Annotated in this window: 19 protein-coding genes; 9 read left to right on the top strand and 10 right to left on the bottom strand. The window is 70.6% G+C overall.

Translation table 11 applies throughout. The features are described from left to right. Positions 1-78: 78 nt before the first annotated feature. From VGV13_05285 to VGV13_05250, 8 genes are all read right to left on the bottom strand, one after another. Positions 79-855: a class I SAM-dependent methyltransferase gene (locus VGV13_05285; GenBank protein ID HEV8640493.1), complete on the bottom strand. Its 777-nt coding sequence runs from the start codon at positions 853-855 to the stop codon at positions 79-81. Further along, complete coding sequence (locus VGV13_05280; GenBank protein HEV8640492.1) at positions 856-1644, bottom strand: class I SAM-dependent methyltransferase; 789 nt, start codon at positions 1642-1644, stop codon at positions 856-858. It abuts the gene before it with no gap. A 9-nt stretch (positions 1645-1653) separates the two neighbouring features. Next, positions 1654-2037, bottom strand: a complete 384-nt coding sequence (locus VGV13_05275; GenBank protein ID HEV8640491.1) for a response regulator — start codon at positions 2035-2037, stop codon at positions 1654-1656. A 207-nt stretch (positions 2038-2244) separates the two neighbouring features. After that, entirely contained in the window at positions 2245-2862 is a 618-nt protein-coding gene (locus tag VGV13_05270) for a DUF1318 domain-containing protein (GenBank protein ID HEV8640490.1), read from the bottom strand. Beyond that, complete coding sequence (locus VGV13_05265; GenBank protein ID HEV8640489.1) at positions 2859-4457, bottom strand: hypothetical protein; 1599 nt, start codon at positions 4455-4457, stop codon at positions 2859-2861. Before VGV13_05265 ends, VGV13_05270 begins: the two co-directional genes overlap by 4 nt. Before the next feature lie 88 nt (positions 4458-4545). Then, a complete protein-coding gene (locus VGV13_05260) occupies positions 4546-5037 on the bottom strand; it encodes a hypothetical protein (GenBank protein ID HEV8640488.1) in 492 nt (163 codons plus the stop codon). Between the two features lie 87 nt (positions 5038-5124). Next, a complete protein-coding gene (locus VGV13_05255; protein ID HEV8640487.1) occupies positions 5125-6288 on the bottom strand; it encodes an acyl-CoA dehydrogenase family protein in 1164 nt (387 codons plus the stop codon). 17 nt (positions 6289-6305) lie between these two features. Continuing rightward, the gene (locus VGV13_05250; protein HEV8640486.1) at positions 6306-6575 is read right to left on the bottom strand and encodes a hypothetical protein; all 270 of its coding nucleotides are present in this window, start codon (positions 6573-6575) and stop codon (positions 6306-6308) included. 140 nt (positions 6576-6715) lie between these two features. Here VGV13_05250 and VGV13_05245 point away from each other — a divergent pair, with 140 nt between their 5' ends. The 4 genes from VGV13_05245 to VGV13_05230 are packed head-to-tail and all read left to right on the top strand — an operon-like array spanning position 6716 to position 10276. Next, complete coding sequence (locus tag VGV13_05245; GenBank protein HEV8640485.1) at positions 6716-7471, top strand: N-acyl homoserine lactonase family protein; 756 nt, start codon at positions 6716-6718, stop codon at positions 7469-7471. Between the two features lie 35 nt (positions 7472-7506). Beyond that, positions 7507-8505 carry a TRAP transporter substrate-binding protein gene (locus VGV13_05240; protein HEV8640484.1) on the top strand — a complete coding sequence of 333 codons (999 nt, stop codon included), beginning with the start codon at positions 7507-7509 and terminating at the stop codon, positions 8503-8505. A gap of 2 nt (positions 8506-8507) precedes the next feature. Beyond that, positions 8508-9008, top strand: a complete 501-nt coding sequence (locus VGV13_05235; GenBank protein ID HEV8640483.1) for a TRAP transporter small permease — start codon at positions 8508-8510, stop codon at positions 9006-9008. After that, positions 8990-10276, top strand: a complete 1287-nt coding sequence (locus VGV13_05230; protein HEV8640482.1) for a TRAP transporter large permease — start codon at positions 8990-8992, stop codon at positions 10274-10276. Before VGV13_05235 ends, VGV13_05230 begins: the two co-directional genes overlap by 19 nt. Here the strand turns inward: VGV13_05230 and VGV13_05225 are convergent. Further along, positions 10269-10856 (bottom strand): phosphatase PAP2 family protein, encoded by a 588-nt coding sequence (locus tag VGV13_05225; protein HEV8640481.1) that lies wholly within the window; start codon positions 10854-10856, stop codon positions 10269-10271. The two genes, VGV13_05230 and VGV13_05225, sit on opposite strands and share 8 nt — an antisense overlap. 37 nt (positions 10857-10893) lie before the next feature. Between VGV13_05225 and VGV13_05220 the strand changes: the two genes are divergently transcribed. Then, positions 10894-11613: a 2OG-Fe(II) oxygenase gene (locus VGV13_05220; protein HEV8640480.1), complete on the top strand. Its 720-nt coding sequence runs from the start codon at positions 10894-10896 to the stop codon at positions 11611-11613. Positions 11614-11680: 67 nt separating this feature from the next. Beyond that, entirely contained in the window at positions 11681-12454 is a 774-nt protein-coding gene (locus VGV13_05215) for a glycosyltransferase family 2 protein (protein HEV8640479.1), read from the top strand. Positions 12455-12474: 20 nt separating this feature from the next. Here VGV13_05215 and VGV13_05210 read toward each other — a convergent pair whose 3' ends face one another. Continuing rightward, positions 12475-13206, bottom strand: coding sequence for an MBL fold metallo-hydrolase (locus VGV13_05210; GenBank protein HEV8640478.1), 732 nt, complete (start codon positions 13204-13206; stop codon positions 12475-12477). Between the two features lie 22 nt (positions 13207-13228). Here VGV13_05210 and VGV13_05205 point away from each other — a divergent pair, with 22 nt between their 5' ends. From VGV13_05205 to VGV13_05195, 3 genes are read left to right on the top strand one after another with little or no spacing between them, the layout of a single operon-like run. Then, complete coding sequence (locus tag VGV13_05205; protein HEV8640477.1) at positions 13229-14593, top strand: MmgE/PrpD family protein; 1365 nt, start codon at positions 13229-13231, stop codon at positions 14591-14593. A 10-nt stretch (positions 14594-14603) separates the two neighbouring features. Beyond that, positions 14604-15797 carry a CaiB/BaiF CoA-transferase family protein gene (locus VGV13_05200; GenBank protein ID HEV8640476.1) on the top strand — a complete coding sequence of 398 codons (1194 nt, stop codon included), beginning with the start codon at positions 14604-14606 and terminating at the stop codon, positions 15795-15797. Between the two features lie 9 nt (positions 15798-15806). Further along, a complete protein-coding gene (locus VGV13_05195) occupies positions 15807-17147 on the top strand; it encodes an MFS transporter (GenBank protein ID HEV8640475.1) in 1341 nt (446 codons plus the stop codon). Positions 17148-17161: the final 14 nt, after the last annotated feature.

Here is a 17161-nt window from a genome sequence, read left to right as displayed (position 1 = left end):
TGACTATCATGACATCACCGGGGTACGAACCGAGCAGCATTCGGGCGTCGATGAGGGCGGCACCCTCCGGCACCTCCTTTAGGCCTGCCGAACCGCGACGTTACGGGCGCGGACCCAGGCCAGCAGGCTGAGCTCGGCCAGAAACGTCGTCCGCACTTCCAGGACTTCGAAGCCCGCCCGCGCCAGGAGTCGCTCGAACTCGTCCCGACCGAAGTACTGCGGCTCGTTCTGCCGGAACATCTCGAAGGCGGCGGTCGGCAACAGCCACCGGAGCGCCCGCGCCGCCGCGCCGAACCCCTGTCGCGCCCGGAGTTGCCGGAACGTGCGCCCGACCCGGGCCGGCCGCGCGTAGGTCAGGAAGACGCCGTGCCCGCCGGCCTTCAGCGCGCGGCGACAGGCCTCCAGCACACCGAGCGGATTCGGGTGCCAGTAGAGGGTGTGCATGCTCACCAGCGCGTCGAAGCTCCCCGCGCCAGGGATGGGGTCGCGCGCCACGTCCAGGTGGTGGAAGGCGACGTTGCGCGCCGACCCGTAGCGCCGGCGCGCCACCGCGACGAGATGCTCCACCACGTCGAGGGCGACGACCGCGTAGCCGTCGCGGGCCAGCCGGGCCGCCACCGTACCCGTGCCGCAGGAGACGTCGAGGACCTTGACGAGGCCCCGGGACGATCCGGCCCGGCCCGAGCGCCCCACGTACGACGCCACCTCGTCCAGCAGCGCCTGGTACGGCGGGAAGCCGCGCACGATGGCGTCGTAGGTGAGGCCGTACCCGACGGCCACCAGGCGTTCGAGCGCGCCCCGAAATGGAGTGGAGGCCGCCGCGTCTTTCCAGGCCAGGGTCCCGGGCTCCTTCATCTAATCCTTCGTGCCCTTCTGCGCCCACACCAACAGACTGGCGGCGTTCAGGAAGGTCCGCCGCATCTCGAGCACCGTAAAGCCCGCCGCGTGCAGTTCGCGCGCGAAGACCTCCTCGCTCCAGTAGTGCGGGCCGATCCGCTTGCGGCCCATCTCGAAGAGCGCGTTCGGTCCGATCCACAGCAGAGAGCGGGAGGCAGCCAGCGGCCCCTCGCGCCGCCTGACCTCGCGAAACGTCGAGGCCAGCCCGATGCGCCGCGTGTGGTTGACGAAGATGGCGTGCCCGCCGGGCCTGAGGATGCGGCAGGCCTCCTCCAGCACCCGGCGGGGCTCGGGGTGCGCGTAGAGCGAGTGGATGCTGACGATCTGATCGAACGCCCCGTCCCAGAAGGTGTTGCCCAGCGCCAGATCGGCGTGCTGGAAGGCCAGGTTCGACAGGCGCTTGGCCCGGCGCTTCTCGCGGGCCAGCTCGATCAACCCCCCATAGGGGTCGATCCCGACCACCGAGAAGCCCGCCTCGGCCAGGATGCAGCTGAAGTTGCCCGGGCCGCATCCGACCTCCAGGACCCGCACGTCGCGGCGCTGGGCGCCCTCGGGAACAGAGGCTTCCACGCGGGTCAGCACCTCGCGCTGCAGCGCCTGGTACGGAGCGAACTGCTCGAAGATGTAGTCGTAGACGACGCCATAGCCCACGGACACCGTGCGGTCGAGGCCCCACTGCAGGCCCCTGAGGATCGAGCGCAGCACGGAGGTGTCAGTTCCCTTTCCCGTCTCAGCCCGCGACAGCATGGGCGCCTCCTAGGTCCGGCCCTGAAGGGCCTGCCCGACGGCGGTGCGCAACTGGTCGCGCGTGAACGGCTTCAGCAGAATCGCGTTGAACCCCATCTCCGTCGCGTCCTCCACCACGTCCGAGGATCCGTGCCCCGTGAGCAGCATGAACGCCGTGTCGGGGCGGATCGCCCGGGATTGTTCGAAGACCTGGAAGCCATTCATCTCCGGCATCTTGTAGTCCACGATCACGAGGTCGAAGGGTTCCTTGCGAACGAGGTCGAGCGCCGCGTCACCACGGTTGGCGCCCTTGACGGCGTATCCCAGGGACTGGAGCATGTTCACGCAGAGCACCACCACCTCGCCCGCGTCATCTACGACGAGAACTTTTTGCTTGCCCCTGGGAAGGCTCATCGCGCTCGCCGCCGGCGGCTGACTAGTGAAAATACACTAGGGAGATCACCCGGGGACGCCGGCACGCCGCGAGGGTCCTGACCGCCCGACACACTGGACATCGTCAGCCTTTCCGCCCGACTCCAGGGGCGCAGAACTACTCGACAGGGTCGTTCTATCAGACTTATCAGGCTTGCTGGCGGGCTGTCAAACCGCCCTTCTCCGGGCTCACTTGCGCGACCACTGGCCGGAGTCGTCCTGCACCCAGGCCCCGGCGGGGGCGCGTTCCCGGTTGGCCTTGGCGAACGCGGCCTGAACCCGCGGCAGATCGCCGGCGGGCATGTTGTTCTGCTCGACCAGGGTGCGGTAGAGGAACATCCGGTCCCGGTTTTCAGCGGAGACCAGCGCGCCGAGGTTCGGCGGGCAGCCGCTGCCCGGCCGGACCTCGACGAGCCCCTGGCTGTTCTCGCCCAGACACCCTTTCGCCAGCGCCGCCGCCAGCTCCGGGTAGCGGGCGCGGCGCCACTCGACGACCGCCATCACCTCGGGCGTGCGTGTCTTGAGCTCCGGCGTCTGGGCCTCCGCGACCGCCGGCCCCCTCCAGGCGAACCGAGCGGCGGCGGGCGGGTTGGGCACGGGAGCGGAGCCGTCGCGCTTCGGAGCCGCCGGCGCCGGGGCCGAAGGCGCGGGCATTCGCACCAGATCCTCGATGCCCGAGGCGGCACTTTCGATCTTCTCCTGCGGGAACGTCACGTTGATCGTCACCGCAAAGCAGCCGGCGACCAGCAGCGGCAGCGCCGGGAGCCAGAGGGGAGCGGCCGGCAGGTGTACGTTCGCGCGCGTCATGGCGTGGTCCCCTTCGCGAACGTGCGCGCCAGCACCGCCAGCGGCACGTTCCGGAAATTGATCGCCTCCACCGGAGCCGGAAAGATTCCGAGCCGCTTCTTACCGCGCAGCGTCAAGTCCACGCGCCCGTCGCCCCGGCTCAGGCGGAGCTCGCCCTCGAGCGACTCGTACTGGAAGACGCGGAGGTTCTCGAGCGTCATCCGGAGCACGCCGCTCGACTCCGCCTGCACGGCCGCCGATTCGATCAGCCGTTCGATGGCGTCGATGCTGATCTCGCCCTCATCTTCGGAGTCCATGCGGACGAGGGCGACGAGCCCGTCCCTGGTCGTGTATTGGGCGCTGGCCAGATACCGCACCGTCCCCGTCAGGTGCGCCACGTTCGAGCCCGACTCGTGGACGAAGAGCGCGAGGTCCACCCCCTGGCCTTCCAGCCGGGCGCGGAAGGGCGCCGGCCGCCCGTCGAGGGCGGCCTCGAGCCAGCCCCGGCCGTGCCCTCCGTACTGGGTGTAGGAGATGTCGGGCAGCAGCAGCCGCCCCTCCGCGATGCGCGCGGTGCTCGTCGCCTGATCGAGCGTCAGGCCGTAACCCGCGACGCGCTCGACCGTCACCGACCCGGCCTGCGTGTCGGCGATCGCCCCTGACGCCACGGGAACCGTGGCTCGGAGGTCCGTGACCACGACGGGCGCGCCGAGGATGACCTGGGCTCGCGGAACGTTCGCCGTCAGCGTCCCCTGGAAGTCCAGACCGTCGGCGGTCCGGACCTCGCCCACGATCCGCGCTGACCCCGACAGCATCGCCGTCAGCGGCAGGGCCGGCGCGACCCGCCCGAGATCGTCCACTTTTCCGTCGACGGCGATGGGCCACAGCGCGCCCCCGCGCGAGCCGCCGGTGAGGACCCCGACAGGCTGGCCCTGGCGCGTGAGCGTCAGGGTCGCCGCGGTGACGCGGGCCAGGCGAGGCGGAACGGCGGCCGGGGCCAGGGTGACCGTCGCCTCGAGCGCCGCGTCCAGCGGGAAGGACCGTAGGGCGGTGGCCGTCAGCCCCCGCGCGAAAAGATCGATGCGGGCCGTGGACCGGGGGGGGCCGGCAACGCCGGAGAATCGCACCACCACGCTGCGCGCCGTCGCCTCGCCCGGGGGCGGATTCGCGCCCAGGCGCCGCGCTACGCGGAGCATGCTGAACGACTCGACGGTCACCTCGCCGTCGAAGGCACCGCTGGTCGCCTGGTAGGTCGCTCGAGCTCCGAGCGGACTGCCGTCGACCGCCCCCCGCGCCGTGCCCGAGATCCGCGGGCCGGCGGTGACCTCGGCCTCGCCCTCGAGACGGACGTCGGCTCCCCAGTCGAGGGCATAGTGGGACACCGTGAGGCGGCTGCCCCGCGCGTCGTAGCGCGAGGCGAAGTCGATCACGGTCGGCGTGGCCGCCGCGACGACCGTCAGGCGCCCCGTCGCCGTCACCTGACCATCGCCGAGCATGCTGAGATCGCTGCGGGCGGCCAGCGAGGCCGGTGGTGGCACCGCTGCAGGCCAAAGCCCCCCGAGCTGCCGGGGCTCGCCCGCGAGGTCGACCTCGATCCGGACGCCCCCGTCCGCCACGCCCGCGCTCCGGGCGTCGACCCTGAGCGCCCGCCCCCGACCGTCGGGCTCGAGCGCCAGCGCGAGCGTCAGCGTGCCACCGGTCTTGTCAGCGGTGAGCCAGAAGTGATGGACGCCGCGTGCGCGCAGCTCCCCGCCCTCGACGCGCAGGGTGAGAGCGCCGGGCCAGTCGAGCAGACCACGCAGGGGTGTCGCGAAGCGCGTCGAGCACCGCCCCCTCGGGCAGGCCGCCGGCGCTCTCGGAAACGGTCACCGTCGTCGTCCGGGCGACCACCGACAGGCGCCGCCCGCTGGGCGCCAGCCAGGGCAGCACGCCCCCGGTGACCTCGACGTCACCGATGCGCACGTCCAGCGGACGCCCGGCCGTCGCCGGCAGCCGGACGCCCCGGAGCCTCAGGCGCGAGCCATCCGTCGCCGCCCGCTCCACGCTGATCGGCAGGCCCGTGCGACTGGCGAGGACGCCGGTCAGGAGGCGGCCCAGGCGGCGTTCCTCGCCGAGGACATACCACCCCACCGCGAGCACGGCGACGGTCACCAGGGCCGCGAGGGCGAAGACGATCAGTGAACGTCGCCGGCGCACCCTCATAAGCTCACAGTAGCAGACGGTCGGAAGACGTCTCCGATTCGCCGGCGCCGCCGGCACGACGAGCGGGTCCGAGGAGCAGCTCTAGTAGCTGCGCGGCAGCCCCAGCACGTGCTCGCTGAGGTAGTTCAGCACCATCTCCTGAGAGATGGGCGCGATCTTGTAGAGACGGATCTCGCGCCACAGACGCTCGACGTGGAACTCCTTGGCGTAACCGTAGCCGCCGTGCGTTTGGACCGCGGCGTCGCACGCCTCGAAGCCCGCCTCGGCCGCCACCAGCTTGGCCGAGTTGGCTTCGGCGCCGCAGGGGCGGCCGTGATCGAAGAGCCACGCGGCCTTCATGGTCATCAGCTCGGCGGTCTCCAGCTTCGCCCACGCCAGCGCCAGCGGGTGAGCGACCGCCTGGTTCTGACCGATCGGTCGCCCGAAGACGACGCGCTCCTTGGCGTACTGGACGGCGCGCTCCAGCGCGGCCCGCCCGATGCCGACGGCCTCGATCGCGGTCAGGATGCGCTCGGGGTTCAGCGAGTCCAGCAGGTGGTAGAAGCCGCGGCCGATCTCGCCGACCACGTTATCGGCGGGAATCTCGAGGCCCTCGATGAAGAGCTCGTTGGAGTCCACCGCGGCGCGCCCCATCTTTTCGATCTCGCGCACCGTGATCTTCGAGCGGTCGAACTCGGCGAAGAAGAGCGTCATGCCCGCGAACGGCCGGGCGGGATCGCGGGGCGCGGTGCGGGCCAGCAGGAGCATGTGGGTGGCCTGCCGCGCGTTGGTGTTCCACACCTTGCGTCCATGGACGACGAAGCCGTCGCCGCGGCGCTCGGCCCGCGTCTCGATCCGCGACGTGTCCGTCCCCGCGTTGGGCTCGGTGACACCGAAAGACATGACGATCTCGCCGGTCGCGATGCGCGGCAGATGCCGCCGCTTGAGCGCCTCGCTGCCGTGCTTGACGAGCGGCATCGGCGGGAAGACGTAGAAGTGGATGGGCGAGGCGCCGCTGGTGCCGGCGCCGGCGGCGCAGATCTCGTGCAGGAGGATGGACGCCTCCGTCACCCCGAGCCCCGAGCCGCCGTAGGCCTCGGGAATGATGATCCCCAGCCAGCCGCCGGCGGCGAAGGCCTTGACGAACTCCCACGGGTACTCCGCCTTCCGGTCCTTCTCCAGCCAGTAGTCCGGCGGGAAGGAGCGCGCCAGCGTGGCCACGTCCTTGCGGATCAGCTCCTGTTGCTCGGTCAGTACGAAGTCCATGAGCCGGCCCTCCCGCCCTACTTCCGTCCCTCGCTGATGATCACCTCGAGGCGGGAGCGCCGCTCGCGCTCGCGCGCCAGGTCGCCCTCCACCGCCTTCGTGTCGTCCTGGGCGGCGCGAAGCTTCGCCTCCGCTTCGTCGGCCCGGCGCTCCAGCGCCTGCGCCTGCCTCCGGGCATCGGTCAACTGGCCCTGCAAGCGCTCGGTCGGCATCCCCCACCAGAGAAAGCCCGCCAGCAGGCCCACCACCAGCGCCGCGATCCCGACGATCACTGCCATCCGGTTCACCACGTCCTCCTCCCGCGGGTCAGCGCTCCCCGCCATGATGCTCGACACCACGGCCGACGACAACCGCCAAGTGGGCGGCCGGTCGGCCGCCGGCGTCCGCCCGGACCGTGCGCTGAGCACTGGTGCTATCATGGCGCGCCATGGGAGTCCAGGCCCTGTACGCCCTGCAGAACGGGTTCATGGGCGCCCCCCGCTCGCTGCTGTTTTACGGCGACTTTTCCGCCGAGCGCGCCCAGATTCCCGTCGCCTGCTACCTGGTGCGCGCCACCGACGGCACCATCCTCTTCGACACCGGCCTGTCGCCACGCGCCGTCCCCGGACTGCTCCGTAACGACCCGCTGGCGCGCTTCACGAACGAGGACCTGCTGGTCCACCGCCTGGACGTGCTGGGTCTGGAGGCCGACGACATCGACGTCGTGGTGCTCTCCCATCTGCACTATGATCATGCGGGCGGCACCGAGCTCTTTGCCCGGTCCGAGCTGGTCGTCCAGAAGGACGAGTACGCGTACGCGCATTACCCGGCGCCGTTCTTCGCGTCCTTCTATTACCGCAAGAACTTCGACCTGCCCGACCGCCGCTGGCGCCTGCTCGACGGCGACGCCGAGCTGGCGCCGGGCGTGACGGTGTTGCGCACCGAGGGCCACACCCCCGGCCACCAGTCGCTGCTGGTGGAGCTGCCGGAGAGCGGGCCCATCATCCTGACGGGCGACGCCTGTTACTGGCAGGAGCACCTGGACGCCGAGCGCGTGCCCGGCGTCGTCTGGAACCCGACGCTGGCGCTCCACGCCATCAAGCGGCTCAAGACGCTGGCGCGCCTGACCGGCGCCCGCGTCTTCCCGGGGCACGACCCCGAGTTCTGGCGAACCGTGAAGCAGTCCCCTGACCCGTACCGCTGAGCGGCCGGCCGCGTGGCCGGCGTGGAGGAGCGACCATGCGATCGAGGTTCCTGAGCGCGCTGCTGGTGACGCCGTTCCTGGTGGTCTTGGCGGGGTGGACGCCCGTCGGCGCGCAGACCCGCGAGCTCGTGATGGGCAACGTCAACCCACCCAAGCACGGGACCGCCCAGGCGGCCCAGCAGTTCGCCGACAAGGTGGCCGAGCTGACCGGCGGCAAGGTCAAGATCATTCACCACCACTCGGGGGCGCTGGGGGGCGAACGGGAGGTGGCCCAGCAGATCCAGCTCGGCACCGTCGACTTCGGCCCCATCACCACGGCGCCGCTCTCCACGCTGGTGCCCGAGATGTCGGTCTTCCAGCTCCCCTACATCTTTCGGGACTACCAGCACGTCTACGCCGCGCTCGACGGAAACGACGTCATCCGCAAATACTACGAGCCCGTGCTGGACCGGAAGGGCTTCAAGCTGGTCGGGTTCATCGCCGCCGGCTACCGCGGCATCTACGGCCACTACCCGATCAATTCCATCGCCGACGTGAAGGGCAAGAAGATCCGCGTGCAGGAGGACAAAATTTTAGTGGCGACGTTCAAAGCGCTGGGGATGATCTCCACGCCCATCGCCTTCCCCGAGGTGGCCACCGCGCTTCAGACCAAGGTCATCGACTTCGCCGAGGGCGGGATCAACACCTTCTACCACAACAAGTTCTACGACATCGTCAAGCACGTCGCGGATGTGCGCCACACCCACCAGGCCGTCGCCCTGATCATGTCCAAGGCCTCATGGGGCAAGCAGGACGCGGCCACCCAGAAGGCGATCATGGAGGCGGCCAGGCACGCCGAGCAGTGGAACCGGAAGTTCATCCTCGACGAGGACAAGGGGATCCAGGAGCAGGTCCGGGCCAAGGGCGTGTCGATCACCAAGCCCGACGCGACGCCGTTCCGCGAGGCGACGCGGAGCGTCTACGAGGAGTTCTACGCGACGCCGGCTGGCAAAGACGCGCGGAAGATCGTGGATCACATCCTCAGCATCAAGTAGGCGTGCCCGCTCCCGATCGGCCTTTCGGCCGCTGGGGCACCCGGCTCTACGACGGGCTCGGCCTGCTCGGAGGCGCCCTCCTCGCCGTGATGACGGCCGCCGTCTTCGTCCAGGTGGCGCTCCGCTACGTCGGCCGCAGCGCGTTCGACGGCATCGACGAGATTCCCCGCTACCTGTTCGTCTGGCTCGTGATGATCGGCGCCGCCGCCGCCATGCACCGCGGCGAGCACACGATGCTCGAGTACTTCCGCGACCGTCTGTCGCCCCGGGGGCAGGCCCTCACGAACGCGATCACCCAGGCCGCGGGCATCCTGCTGTTCCTCTCGCTCATCAAGACGAGCTTCGTGCTCGTCCCGAACTCGAATCTCCAGTCGAGCGCCGGCCTGAGCCTCTCGCTCGGCTATGTGTACGCGGCCGTGCCCGTCGGCGCGGCGCTCATCATCCTGCCCATGGCGTGGCGCCTGGTCGCCGCGGTGCGTGAGCTGTGGCCGAGACGCTCCTGATCGTCTTCGTCGTGTTCGTCCTCCTCGGCATGCCGATCGGCATCGCGCTCGGCGTCGGCACGCTCGCCGCGGCGACGCTCTACCCGGCGCTCAACCCGATCATCATCCCCTCGCGCTTCGTGGGCCTCCTGTCCGACTCGTTCCTGCTCCTCGCCGCGCCGCTCTTCATCCTGGCGGGGAACATCGCGGCGCGCGGGGGCGTGGCGCGCGCCATCATCGACCTGGCCACCGTGCTCGTGGGCCGCTTCCGGGGCGGGCTCGCCTACGTGAACATCGTGGACTCGATGATCTTCGGCGGGATCTCGGGCTCGGCGGTGGCGGACGTGTCGGCGCTCGGGACGTTCCTCATCCCGCAGATGGTGCGCAAGGGCTACGACCGTGACTTCGCGACCGTCCTGACGATCTGCACGGCGATCCTCGCGCCGATCATTCCGCCGTCCATCATCGCCGTGATCTTCGCGTGGATGGCCGACGAGTCGGTCGCGGCGATCTTCGCGGGCGGCTACCTGCCCGGGCTCCTCATCGCGCTCGGCATGGCGGTGCCGACGTTCGTGATCGCCAAGCGGCGGAACTACCCCAAGGAGCCCCCGCCCACCCTGGCGACGTTCACCCGCGCCCTCCGGAACGCGCTGCCGGGCTTGATGATCCCGATCATCATCATGGGCGGCATCCTCCTCGGCTGGTTCACGCCGACGGAAGCGGCGGCGGTCGCGGTCGTCTACGCGCTCGCGGTCCCGCCGCTCTTCTACGGGGAGCTCTCGTGGCGGGAGGTGCCGGGGATCTTCGCCGACTCGGCGCGGCTCAGCGGGGTGATCGGGCTCATCATCGGGCTGGTCGGGGCGTTCGGCTGGGTGCTGACCTACTCGAAGTTCCCATTCCGCGTCGCCGAGCTCATCTTCACCTTCGCCCCGACGTGGTGGCTCTTCATGACCTTCGTGATCGTGCTCTACGTCTTCCTCGGGACCTTCCTCACCCCGTCGGAGATCATCCTGGTCACGGTCCCGGTGCTCTTGCCCGGCGCGCAGGCGCTCGGCATCCACCCCATCCACTTCGGGATGGTGTGCGTGATCGCCTCCGCGGTCGGCCACGTGACGCCGCCCGTCGGCCTCTGCCTCTTCCTCGGCATGGCGATCAGCGGCCTGCCGATGGAAAAGCTCGTGAGGCCGCTGCTGCCGTTCCTGGCGGCGATTCTCGTCGTGCTCTTCCTGGTCGCCTTCGTGCCCGAGACGGTGCTCGTGATCCCGCGGCTCCTCGGGTTCGTCAAGTAGGCGGCGCCCGGAGCCGTCGCTCGATCACGATGAGGGCCACCAGCAGGTAGGCCACGCCGCCCGCGAGACCGCCGGCCACGTCGCTCAGCCAGTGGGATCTCAGGTAGAGCCGGCTCCAGGCGACGCCGAGGACGAGCAGGCACGCGAGGAGGGTGCCGAGCCAGCGGGGGACGCGCGGGACGCCGAGCGTCCAGAGCACGTAGACGACGGCGCCGAAGAAGACGGCGGCCCCCAGCGTGTGGCCGCTGGGGAATCCATACTCGGAGCCGCGCGGACGGGGACGCGACACGAGCCATTTGGTCACGGCGCCCAGCAGGAAGGCGCCGACGACGGTCGCGGGGACGAAGCGCGCCAGGGGATGGCCGAGGCGCCGGAGACCGACCCAGCCGAGTGCGGAGAGCGGCGCCAGGACCCAGCCCGACCCGAGGAGCGTCACCGCACGCATCGGCGCTTCGAGGAGCGGATTGCGTGCACCCTGGGCGAGCGCCTGCACCGTATAGTCGAGTGGGAAGAAGTACTGCGCGCGGGCGACCGCGGCGAGGGCCAGGAATGCGAGCACGGAGACCACGGCGAGGGGCACCACCACTCTCGGGAGTTTCACCGCCGGAAAGTATGCCATGAGCGTCAACACGGACGTCGCGGCCCGGCTCACGGCGCTCGACTGGCAGGCGATCGAGCAGTCGCTCTGGGAGTGGGGCTACGCGAAGACGCCGCCCGTGCTCACGCCCGCCGAGTGCGCCGAGCTGATCGCGCTCTACGCCGACGACGGCCGCTTCAGGAGCCGCGTGGACATGGCGCGGTACAAGTTCGGCGTGGGCGACTACAAGTACTTCGACGCGCCGCTGCCGCCGCTTGTCGAGGCGCTGCGCGGCCACGCCTACCCGGCGCTCGCGGCGATCGCGAACCGCTGGGAGGCCGCGCTGGGCACGGCGACACGCTACCCGCCCGATCTCCCGTCGCTTCTCGCCCGCTGCCGGCAGCGGGGCCAAACGAAGCCGACGCCGCTCCTCCTCCACTACGAGGCGGGCGGCTACAACTGCCTCCACCAGGACCTCTACGGCGACGTGGTCTTCCCCCTGCAGCTCACGGGCTTCCTCTCCCGCCCGGGCGTGGACTACACGGGGGGCGAGTTCCTGCTGATCGAGCAGCGGCCGCGCGCCCAGTCGCGCGGCGAGGCCGTGGCGACCGCGCAGGGCGAAGTCGTCATCTTCACGACGCGCTCCCGCCCCGCGCGGGGCGCGCGCGGCTACTACCGCGCCGTGATGCGGCACGGCGTGAGCCGCGTACGTTCCGGCTCGCGCTACACCCTCGGCGTCATCTTCCACGACGCACGGTGAGGGCTCAGCTAAAGGCTTAGTCCAGCGCGAGCCGGTCCCTTACAATAGCTGTCGAGGAGGAGGAGCGTTGGAAGTCCCCTCGGCAAAAGTTCCGCGCGTACCGACGCTGTCCGTCGTCATCCCGGTTTACAACGAGCGCGGCACGATCGAGGAAATTCTGTGGCGGGTCCAGCAGGTCGGGATCGACAAGGAAGTCATCGTCGTCGACGACGGCTCGACCGACGGGACACGCGAGCTCCTCCAGCAGATCGTCGATAGCACCGCGTCCGGCGAGGAGTCCACAATCCTCCCGAAGACCGGCCATTCGCTGACCACCGGGAACATCTCGATCTACCTCCAGCCGACGAACGGCGGCAAGGGCGCGGCACTTCGTCGAGGCTTCCGGCACGCGCGTGGGCGCATCGTCATCATCCAGGATGCAGACCTCGAGTACAACCCGCAGGAGTACTTCCAGCTCATCGATCCAATCGAGCGCGACCTTGCCGACGTCGTCTACGGGTCGAGGTTTCTCGGTGGGCCCCATCGCGTCCTCTTCTACAGACACTCGCTCGTGAACAAGGCCCTCACGCACCTCTCGAACATCTTCACGGACCTGAATCTGACGGACGTGTGGACGTGCTACAAGGTCTTCCGGCGAGAGGTTCTTCAGGGACTCACGTTGCGTGAGGAGCGGTTCGGCTTCGAACCCGAGGTGACGGCGAAGATCGCGCGAATGGGGTGCCGGGTGTTCGAGGTGCCGATCTCGTACGCCGGCCGAACCTACGAGGAGGGAAAGAAGATCGGCTTCCGGGACGCCGTCAGCGGGCTGCGCTGCGTATTCCGGTACAGCCTCTTCGGCTGATCTTCCCGTCAGATTCGCGCTCAGACCACGAATTCCCGGCCGTCCTCCGCCGCCTCGACACCGAGCGCGTCGAGGCGCCCCAGCACGTCGTCGCTCATGTGCGTCACGACGAGCCGGCGGCAGTCGAGCCGCGCGCGGTTCGCGAGCAGCGTCTGCGCGTCGAGGTGGAACTTGACGCGCTTGTCGACGAAGAGCGCCTCCGCGATGAACAGGTCGGCCGCTCGCGCCGCGTCGACCAGGACCTCGGTCCACTCGGTGTCCCCCGAGTAGGCGATCACCTTGCCGTCGCACGCCAGGCGCAGCGCGAACGACGGCGCCCCGCTGGCGTGCACCACGGGGAACGGCGTCACCGTGAACGGCCCGAGTCCCTGCGGCAGCCGCTCGGCCAGCTCGACGAAACGCGTGACGAATCGGCGCTCGACGGCGGTCGAGCCGGGGAACAGCACCTCCATCGTCGCGCGGACCCGCGCCTCGACGCCCGGTGGGCCGGCCACGGTGAGCGGCCGTGTGCGCCGCTTGAATTGAGCGTCGAGGATCAGGAAGGGCACGCCGCCGAAGTGATCACCGTGCAGGTGCGAGAGGACGACGGCGTCGATCGCCTGCGGGTCCACGCCGAAGCGGCGCATCGCGACGAGCGAGGAGGCGCCGCAGTCGAGCAGCACCTGCGCGCCGGCCGCCTGGACGTGGATGCACGTCTGGAACCGCCCGCCGCTGCCGAACGCATCGCCCGATCCGAGAAACCGGACCCTCACACACTCATGATATCGTGCCCCTGTGAGCCTCACGGCCCGGCTCGCGGAGTTCGCCGTCAAGACCGCGCTCGAGGACTGCCCGCCCGAAGCGCTCGCCCGCGTGCGCCTGGCCGCGCTCGATACGCTCGGCGTGATGCTCGCCGGCGCGGGCGAGCCCGCCGCGCGCGCCGTCCGCGCGGTCGCGCGCGCCGAGGGCGGCACGCCCCTGGCGACCGTCGTGGGCACCCGGTTCGTAACCTCCCCCGGGTGGGCCGCGCTCGCCAACGGCACGGCCGGGCACGCGCACGACTTCGACGACACAAACTTCGCGCTGATGGGGCACCCGAGCGTGCCGCTCCTGGCGGCCGCTCTCGCGGCGGGAGAGGCCGAGACGGCCGACGGGCGCGCCGTGACGCTCGCCTACATCGTCGGCTTCGAGGTCGGCGCGACTCTCGGCGCCGCGCTCAATCCCGAGCACTACACTCGCGGCTGGCACGCGACGTCCACGATCGGTACCCTCGGCTGCGCCGCAGCGGCGGCGCGGCTCCTGCGGCTCGACGTGATCCAGACGCGCCACGCCCTCGCGATCGCCGCCACGCACGCGTCGGGGCTCAAGGAGAACTTCGGCTCGATGACCAAGCCCTACCACGCGGGGCACGCGGCGCGGAACGGGATCCTCGCCGCGCAGCTCGCCCGCGAGGGGCTGACCGCATCCGAGTCGGCGCTCGAGGGCAAGCAGGGGTATGTCGCCGCGTTCGGAGGCGCCCGGCGGCTCGAGCCGGCGCTGGACGGGCTCGGCCGCGCCTGGCAGCTCCTCGCCTCGGGCATCGCGGTCAAGCCCTATCCGTCGTGCGCCCTCACCCACTCGGCGATCGACTCGCTCCTCGAGCTGCGCGCCGCTCACGGGCTGACGCCGCGCGATGTGACGGCTGTTGAAGTCGCCGTGAACCGCGTCGTTCCCGACGTCCTCGCCCACCCGCGGCCGACGACGGCGCTCGAGCGGAAGTTCTCGATGCAGTTCTGCGCCGCGGCGGCGCTCGCCGAGGGACGCGTGGACCTTCGCTCGTTCGAGGACGGCGAGGTCCGGAATCACGCCGTGCGCGACCTCATGGAGCGCATCACGGTGGTCGTGGATCCGGCGCTCCCGGACGAGCTCGCGCAGCACGCGTGGAGCCGCGTCACCGTGCGGGTGCGGGACGGGCGCACGCTCACGGCCGGGCCGCGCGGGGCGCGCGGGCATCCGGACACGCCCCTCAACCCCGACGCGCTCCGCGCCAAGTTCCGCGCGTGCGCGACGCTCGTCCTGCCGCGCGACGAGGTCGAGGGAGTCGCCGAGCAGCTCGCGCACCTCGAGGACATCCCCGACATTCGCGCCCTCACCTCGCGGCTCGCGGGCGACTCTGACTGAGGAGACGCGCATGGGCGTGCTCGACGGAATCAAAATTCTCGAGCTGGCGCGAGTGCCGCCGGCGGAGTTCCCCGGGATGCTGCTGGCTGACATGGGGGCGGACGTCCTGAAGATCGAGACCCCCGAGCCCGGGCGGCCGGCCGACGAGGACTGGGTCCGCCGGACGATCCACACGTTCACGAACCGCAACAAGCGCTCGATGACGCTGAACATGAAATCCGTCGACGGGCAGGAGATCTTCAGGAGGCTCGCCGCGAGCGCCGACGTGGTCGTCGAAGGCTTCCGCCCGGGCGTCATGAAGCGGCTCGGCGCCGACTATGCGACGATCGGCCAGCTGAACCCGCGCGTCGTCTACTGCTCGCTCTCGGGCTTCGGCCAGGATGGCCCGTACCGGGACTACCCCGCCCACGACATGAACTACCTCTCGCTCGCTGGCGTCCTCGGCCTGATCGGCGAGCCTGGCCGCAAGCCCGTCATCCCGCTGAACCTCGTCGCCGACTATGCCGGCGCCGGAATGCACGGCGCTCTCGGCATCGTCCTCGCGCTCTATGCGCGAGAGCGAACCGGGCGCGGCCAGCACGTGGACGTCGCCTACCTCGACACGTCGGTTTCGCTCCTCGCCGCGACGCCCAACATGCGCTTCTTCTTCAGCGACGGCCTGGCGCCGCGGCGCGGCGAAGGGTTCCTCGGGGGGTCCTACCCCTACTACGCGATCTACGAGACCCGCGACGGCAAGCTCCTCACGATCGGCTGCACCGAGCCGTGGCTCTGGGAGAACTTCTGCAAGGCGATCGGCCGCCCGGAGCTCGCGCGGTTCGCGCGCAAGCCCGACCAGTTCGTGCGCGCCGCCAACGCCGAGGAGGAGGCGGCGCGGCGCGAGATCGAGGCGATCATCCGGACGCGGGACCGCGACGAGTGGTTCGACCTCCTCACGAAGGCCGACGTGTGCGTGGGCAAGGTGTACGAGGTCGAGGAGATGGTGCGGGACCCGCAGCTCAACCACCGGCGGATGATCGTGGACGTCGAGCACCCGAAACACGGGCGCGTCCGACAGGTCGGCGTCGCCATCAAGCTCTCCGACACGCCCGGCGCGATCCGGAGCGCCGCGCCCCTGCCCTCCGAGCACACCGAGAACGTCCTGAAGGACCTCGGGCTCTCCGCCGCCGACATCGGGCGGCTCCGCGAGAAAGGCGTCATCGAGTAGCGCGCACGCGTGACGCGCGCCTGGCGGCAGCTCACCGTCCTCTCGCTCGCCGAGCTCGGCGCGCTCGGCCTCTGGTTCAGCGCCTCCGCGGTCTTGCCCGCGCTCCGGCGCGAGTGGGCCCTCGGCGACAGCGGGAGCGCGGCGCTCACGATCGCGGTCCAGGCCGGCTTCATCGTCGGCACGCTCGCGAGCGCGCTCGGCAACCTGCCCGACGTCTGGTCGCCTCGCACGCTCATGACCTGGTCCGTCGTCCTCGGCGCGGCGGCGAACGGCGCGCTCGCGCTCTGGGCGTCGAGCCTCGGCCCCGCGCTGCTACTACGCTTCGTGACCGGCGTGAGCATGGCGGGCGCGTACCCGCCGGCGATGAAGATCATGGCGACATGGTTCCGCGAGGGCCGCGGCCTCGCGATCGGGATTCTCATCGGCGCCCTCACGGTGGGCTCGGCGACGCCTCACCTGATCCGCGGCGTGACTGAGCTGCCGTGGCGGGGAACGCTCGGCGCCGCCTCCGTGCTCGCGGCCGCCGCGGCCGTGTTGGTCCAGGCCTTTGTGCGCGAGGGGCCGTATCGGTTCCCCGCGGCGCGTTTCGACCTCAGGATGGCCTTCGCGGTCTTCAGGGAGCGCGGCCCGAGGCTCGTGTGCTTCGGCTACCTCGGCCACATGTGGGAGCTCTACGCGATGTGGGCGTGGATCGGCGTCTTCCTCGCGGAGAGCCTCCGCGTGCGGGGCGGCGGGAGCTACGCGGGACTCAACGCGAGCGGCGCCACGTTCCTGGTGATCGCGGTGGGCGCGCTCGGCTGCTGGCTGGGCGGCGTGGTCTCCGACCGCTGGGGACGGACGACGCTCACGATGACCGCGATGGCGATCTCCGGTACCTGCGCCGCGGTGACCGGACTCACGTTCGGCGGGCCGCCCCTCGTCACGCTCGGGCTCGCGGCCGTGTGGGGGATTGCGATCGTCGCCGACTCGGCCCAGTTCTCCACCGCGATCACCGAGCTCTCGCCGCCCGCCTACGTCGGCACGGCCCTGACGACCCAGACGTGCGTGGGGTTCGCGCTCACGATGGTGTCGATCTGGCTGACCCCTCCGCTCGTGCGCTGGGCTGGCTGGCCGTGGGCGTTTGCAGCTCTCGCAATCGGCCCGGCACTCGGCGTCGTCGCCATGGGCCGATTGCGGATGCTCCCGGACTCGGCGAAGCTCGCAGGGGGGCCGCCGCTGATGGTCTCGCGCGGACAGCGCCAGGGGCCATCTCGGGGCCCCCCATCGTCTTACACGGCGAAGGGCTGGAGCAGCAGGCGCCTGAGCAGCCGCGCGCCGTGCTCGTCGAGCCACTCCCGCGTGGACTCGTAGCCGAACCGAAGCGC

This window comes from Candidatus Methylomirabilota bacterium (assembly GCA_036001065.1).
Taxonomy (GTDB): domain Bacteria; phylum Methylomirabilota; class Methylomirabilia; order Rokubacteriales; family CSP1-6; genus MNEF01.
The sequence above is the reverse complement of the archived record's forward strand: the minus strand, read 5'-3'. Positions and strand labels throughout refer to the sequence as shown.

What these genes read in the sequence shown, in the direction of transcription:
- VGV13_05280 (HEV8640492.1), bottom strand. Translation starts at nt 1,644, where the DNA reads ATGCTGTCGCGGGCTGAGACGGGAAAGGGAACTGACACCTCCGTGCTG.
- VGV13_05200 (HEV8640476.1), top strand. Translation starts at nt 14,604, where the DNA reads ATGGGCGTGCTCGACGGAATCAAAATTCTCGAGCTGGCGCGAGTGCCG.
- VGV13_05220 (HEV8640480.1), top strand. Translation starts at nt 10,894, where the DNA reads ATGAGCGTCAACACGGACGTCGCGGCCCGGCTCACGGCGCTCGACTGG.
- VGV13_05255 (HEV8640487.1), bottom strand. Translation starts at nt 6,288, where the DNA reads ATGGACTTCGTACTGACCGAGCAACAGGAGCTGATCCGCAAGGACGTG.
- VGV13_05285 (HEV8640493.1), bottom strand. Translation starts at nt 855, where the DNA reads ATGAAGGAGCCCGGGACCCTGGCCTGGAAAGACGCGGCGGCCTCCACT.
- VGV13_05270 (HEV8640490.1), bottom strand. Translation starts at nt 2,862, where the DNA reads ATGACGCGCGCGAACGTACACCTGCCGGCCGCTCCCCTCTGGCTCCCG.
- VGV13_05245 (HEV8640485.1), top strand. Translation starts at nt 6,716, where the DNA reads ATGGGAGTCCAGGCCCTGTACGCCCTGCAGAACGGGTTCATGGGCGCC.
- VGV13_05275 (HEV8640491.1), bottom strand. Translation starts at nt 2,037, where the DNA reads ATGAGCCTTCCCAGGGGCAAGCAAAAAGTTCTCGTCGTAGATGACGCG.
- VGV13_05240 (HEV8640484.1), top strand. Translation starts at nt 7,507, where the DNA reads ATGCGATCGAGGTTCCTGAGCGCGCTGCTGGTGACGCCGTTCCTGGTG.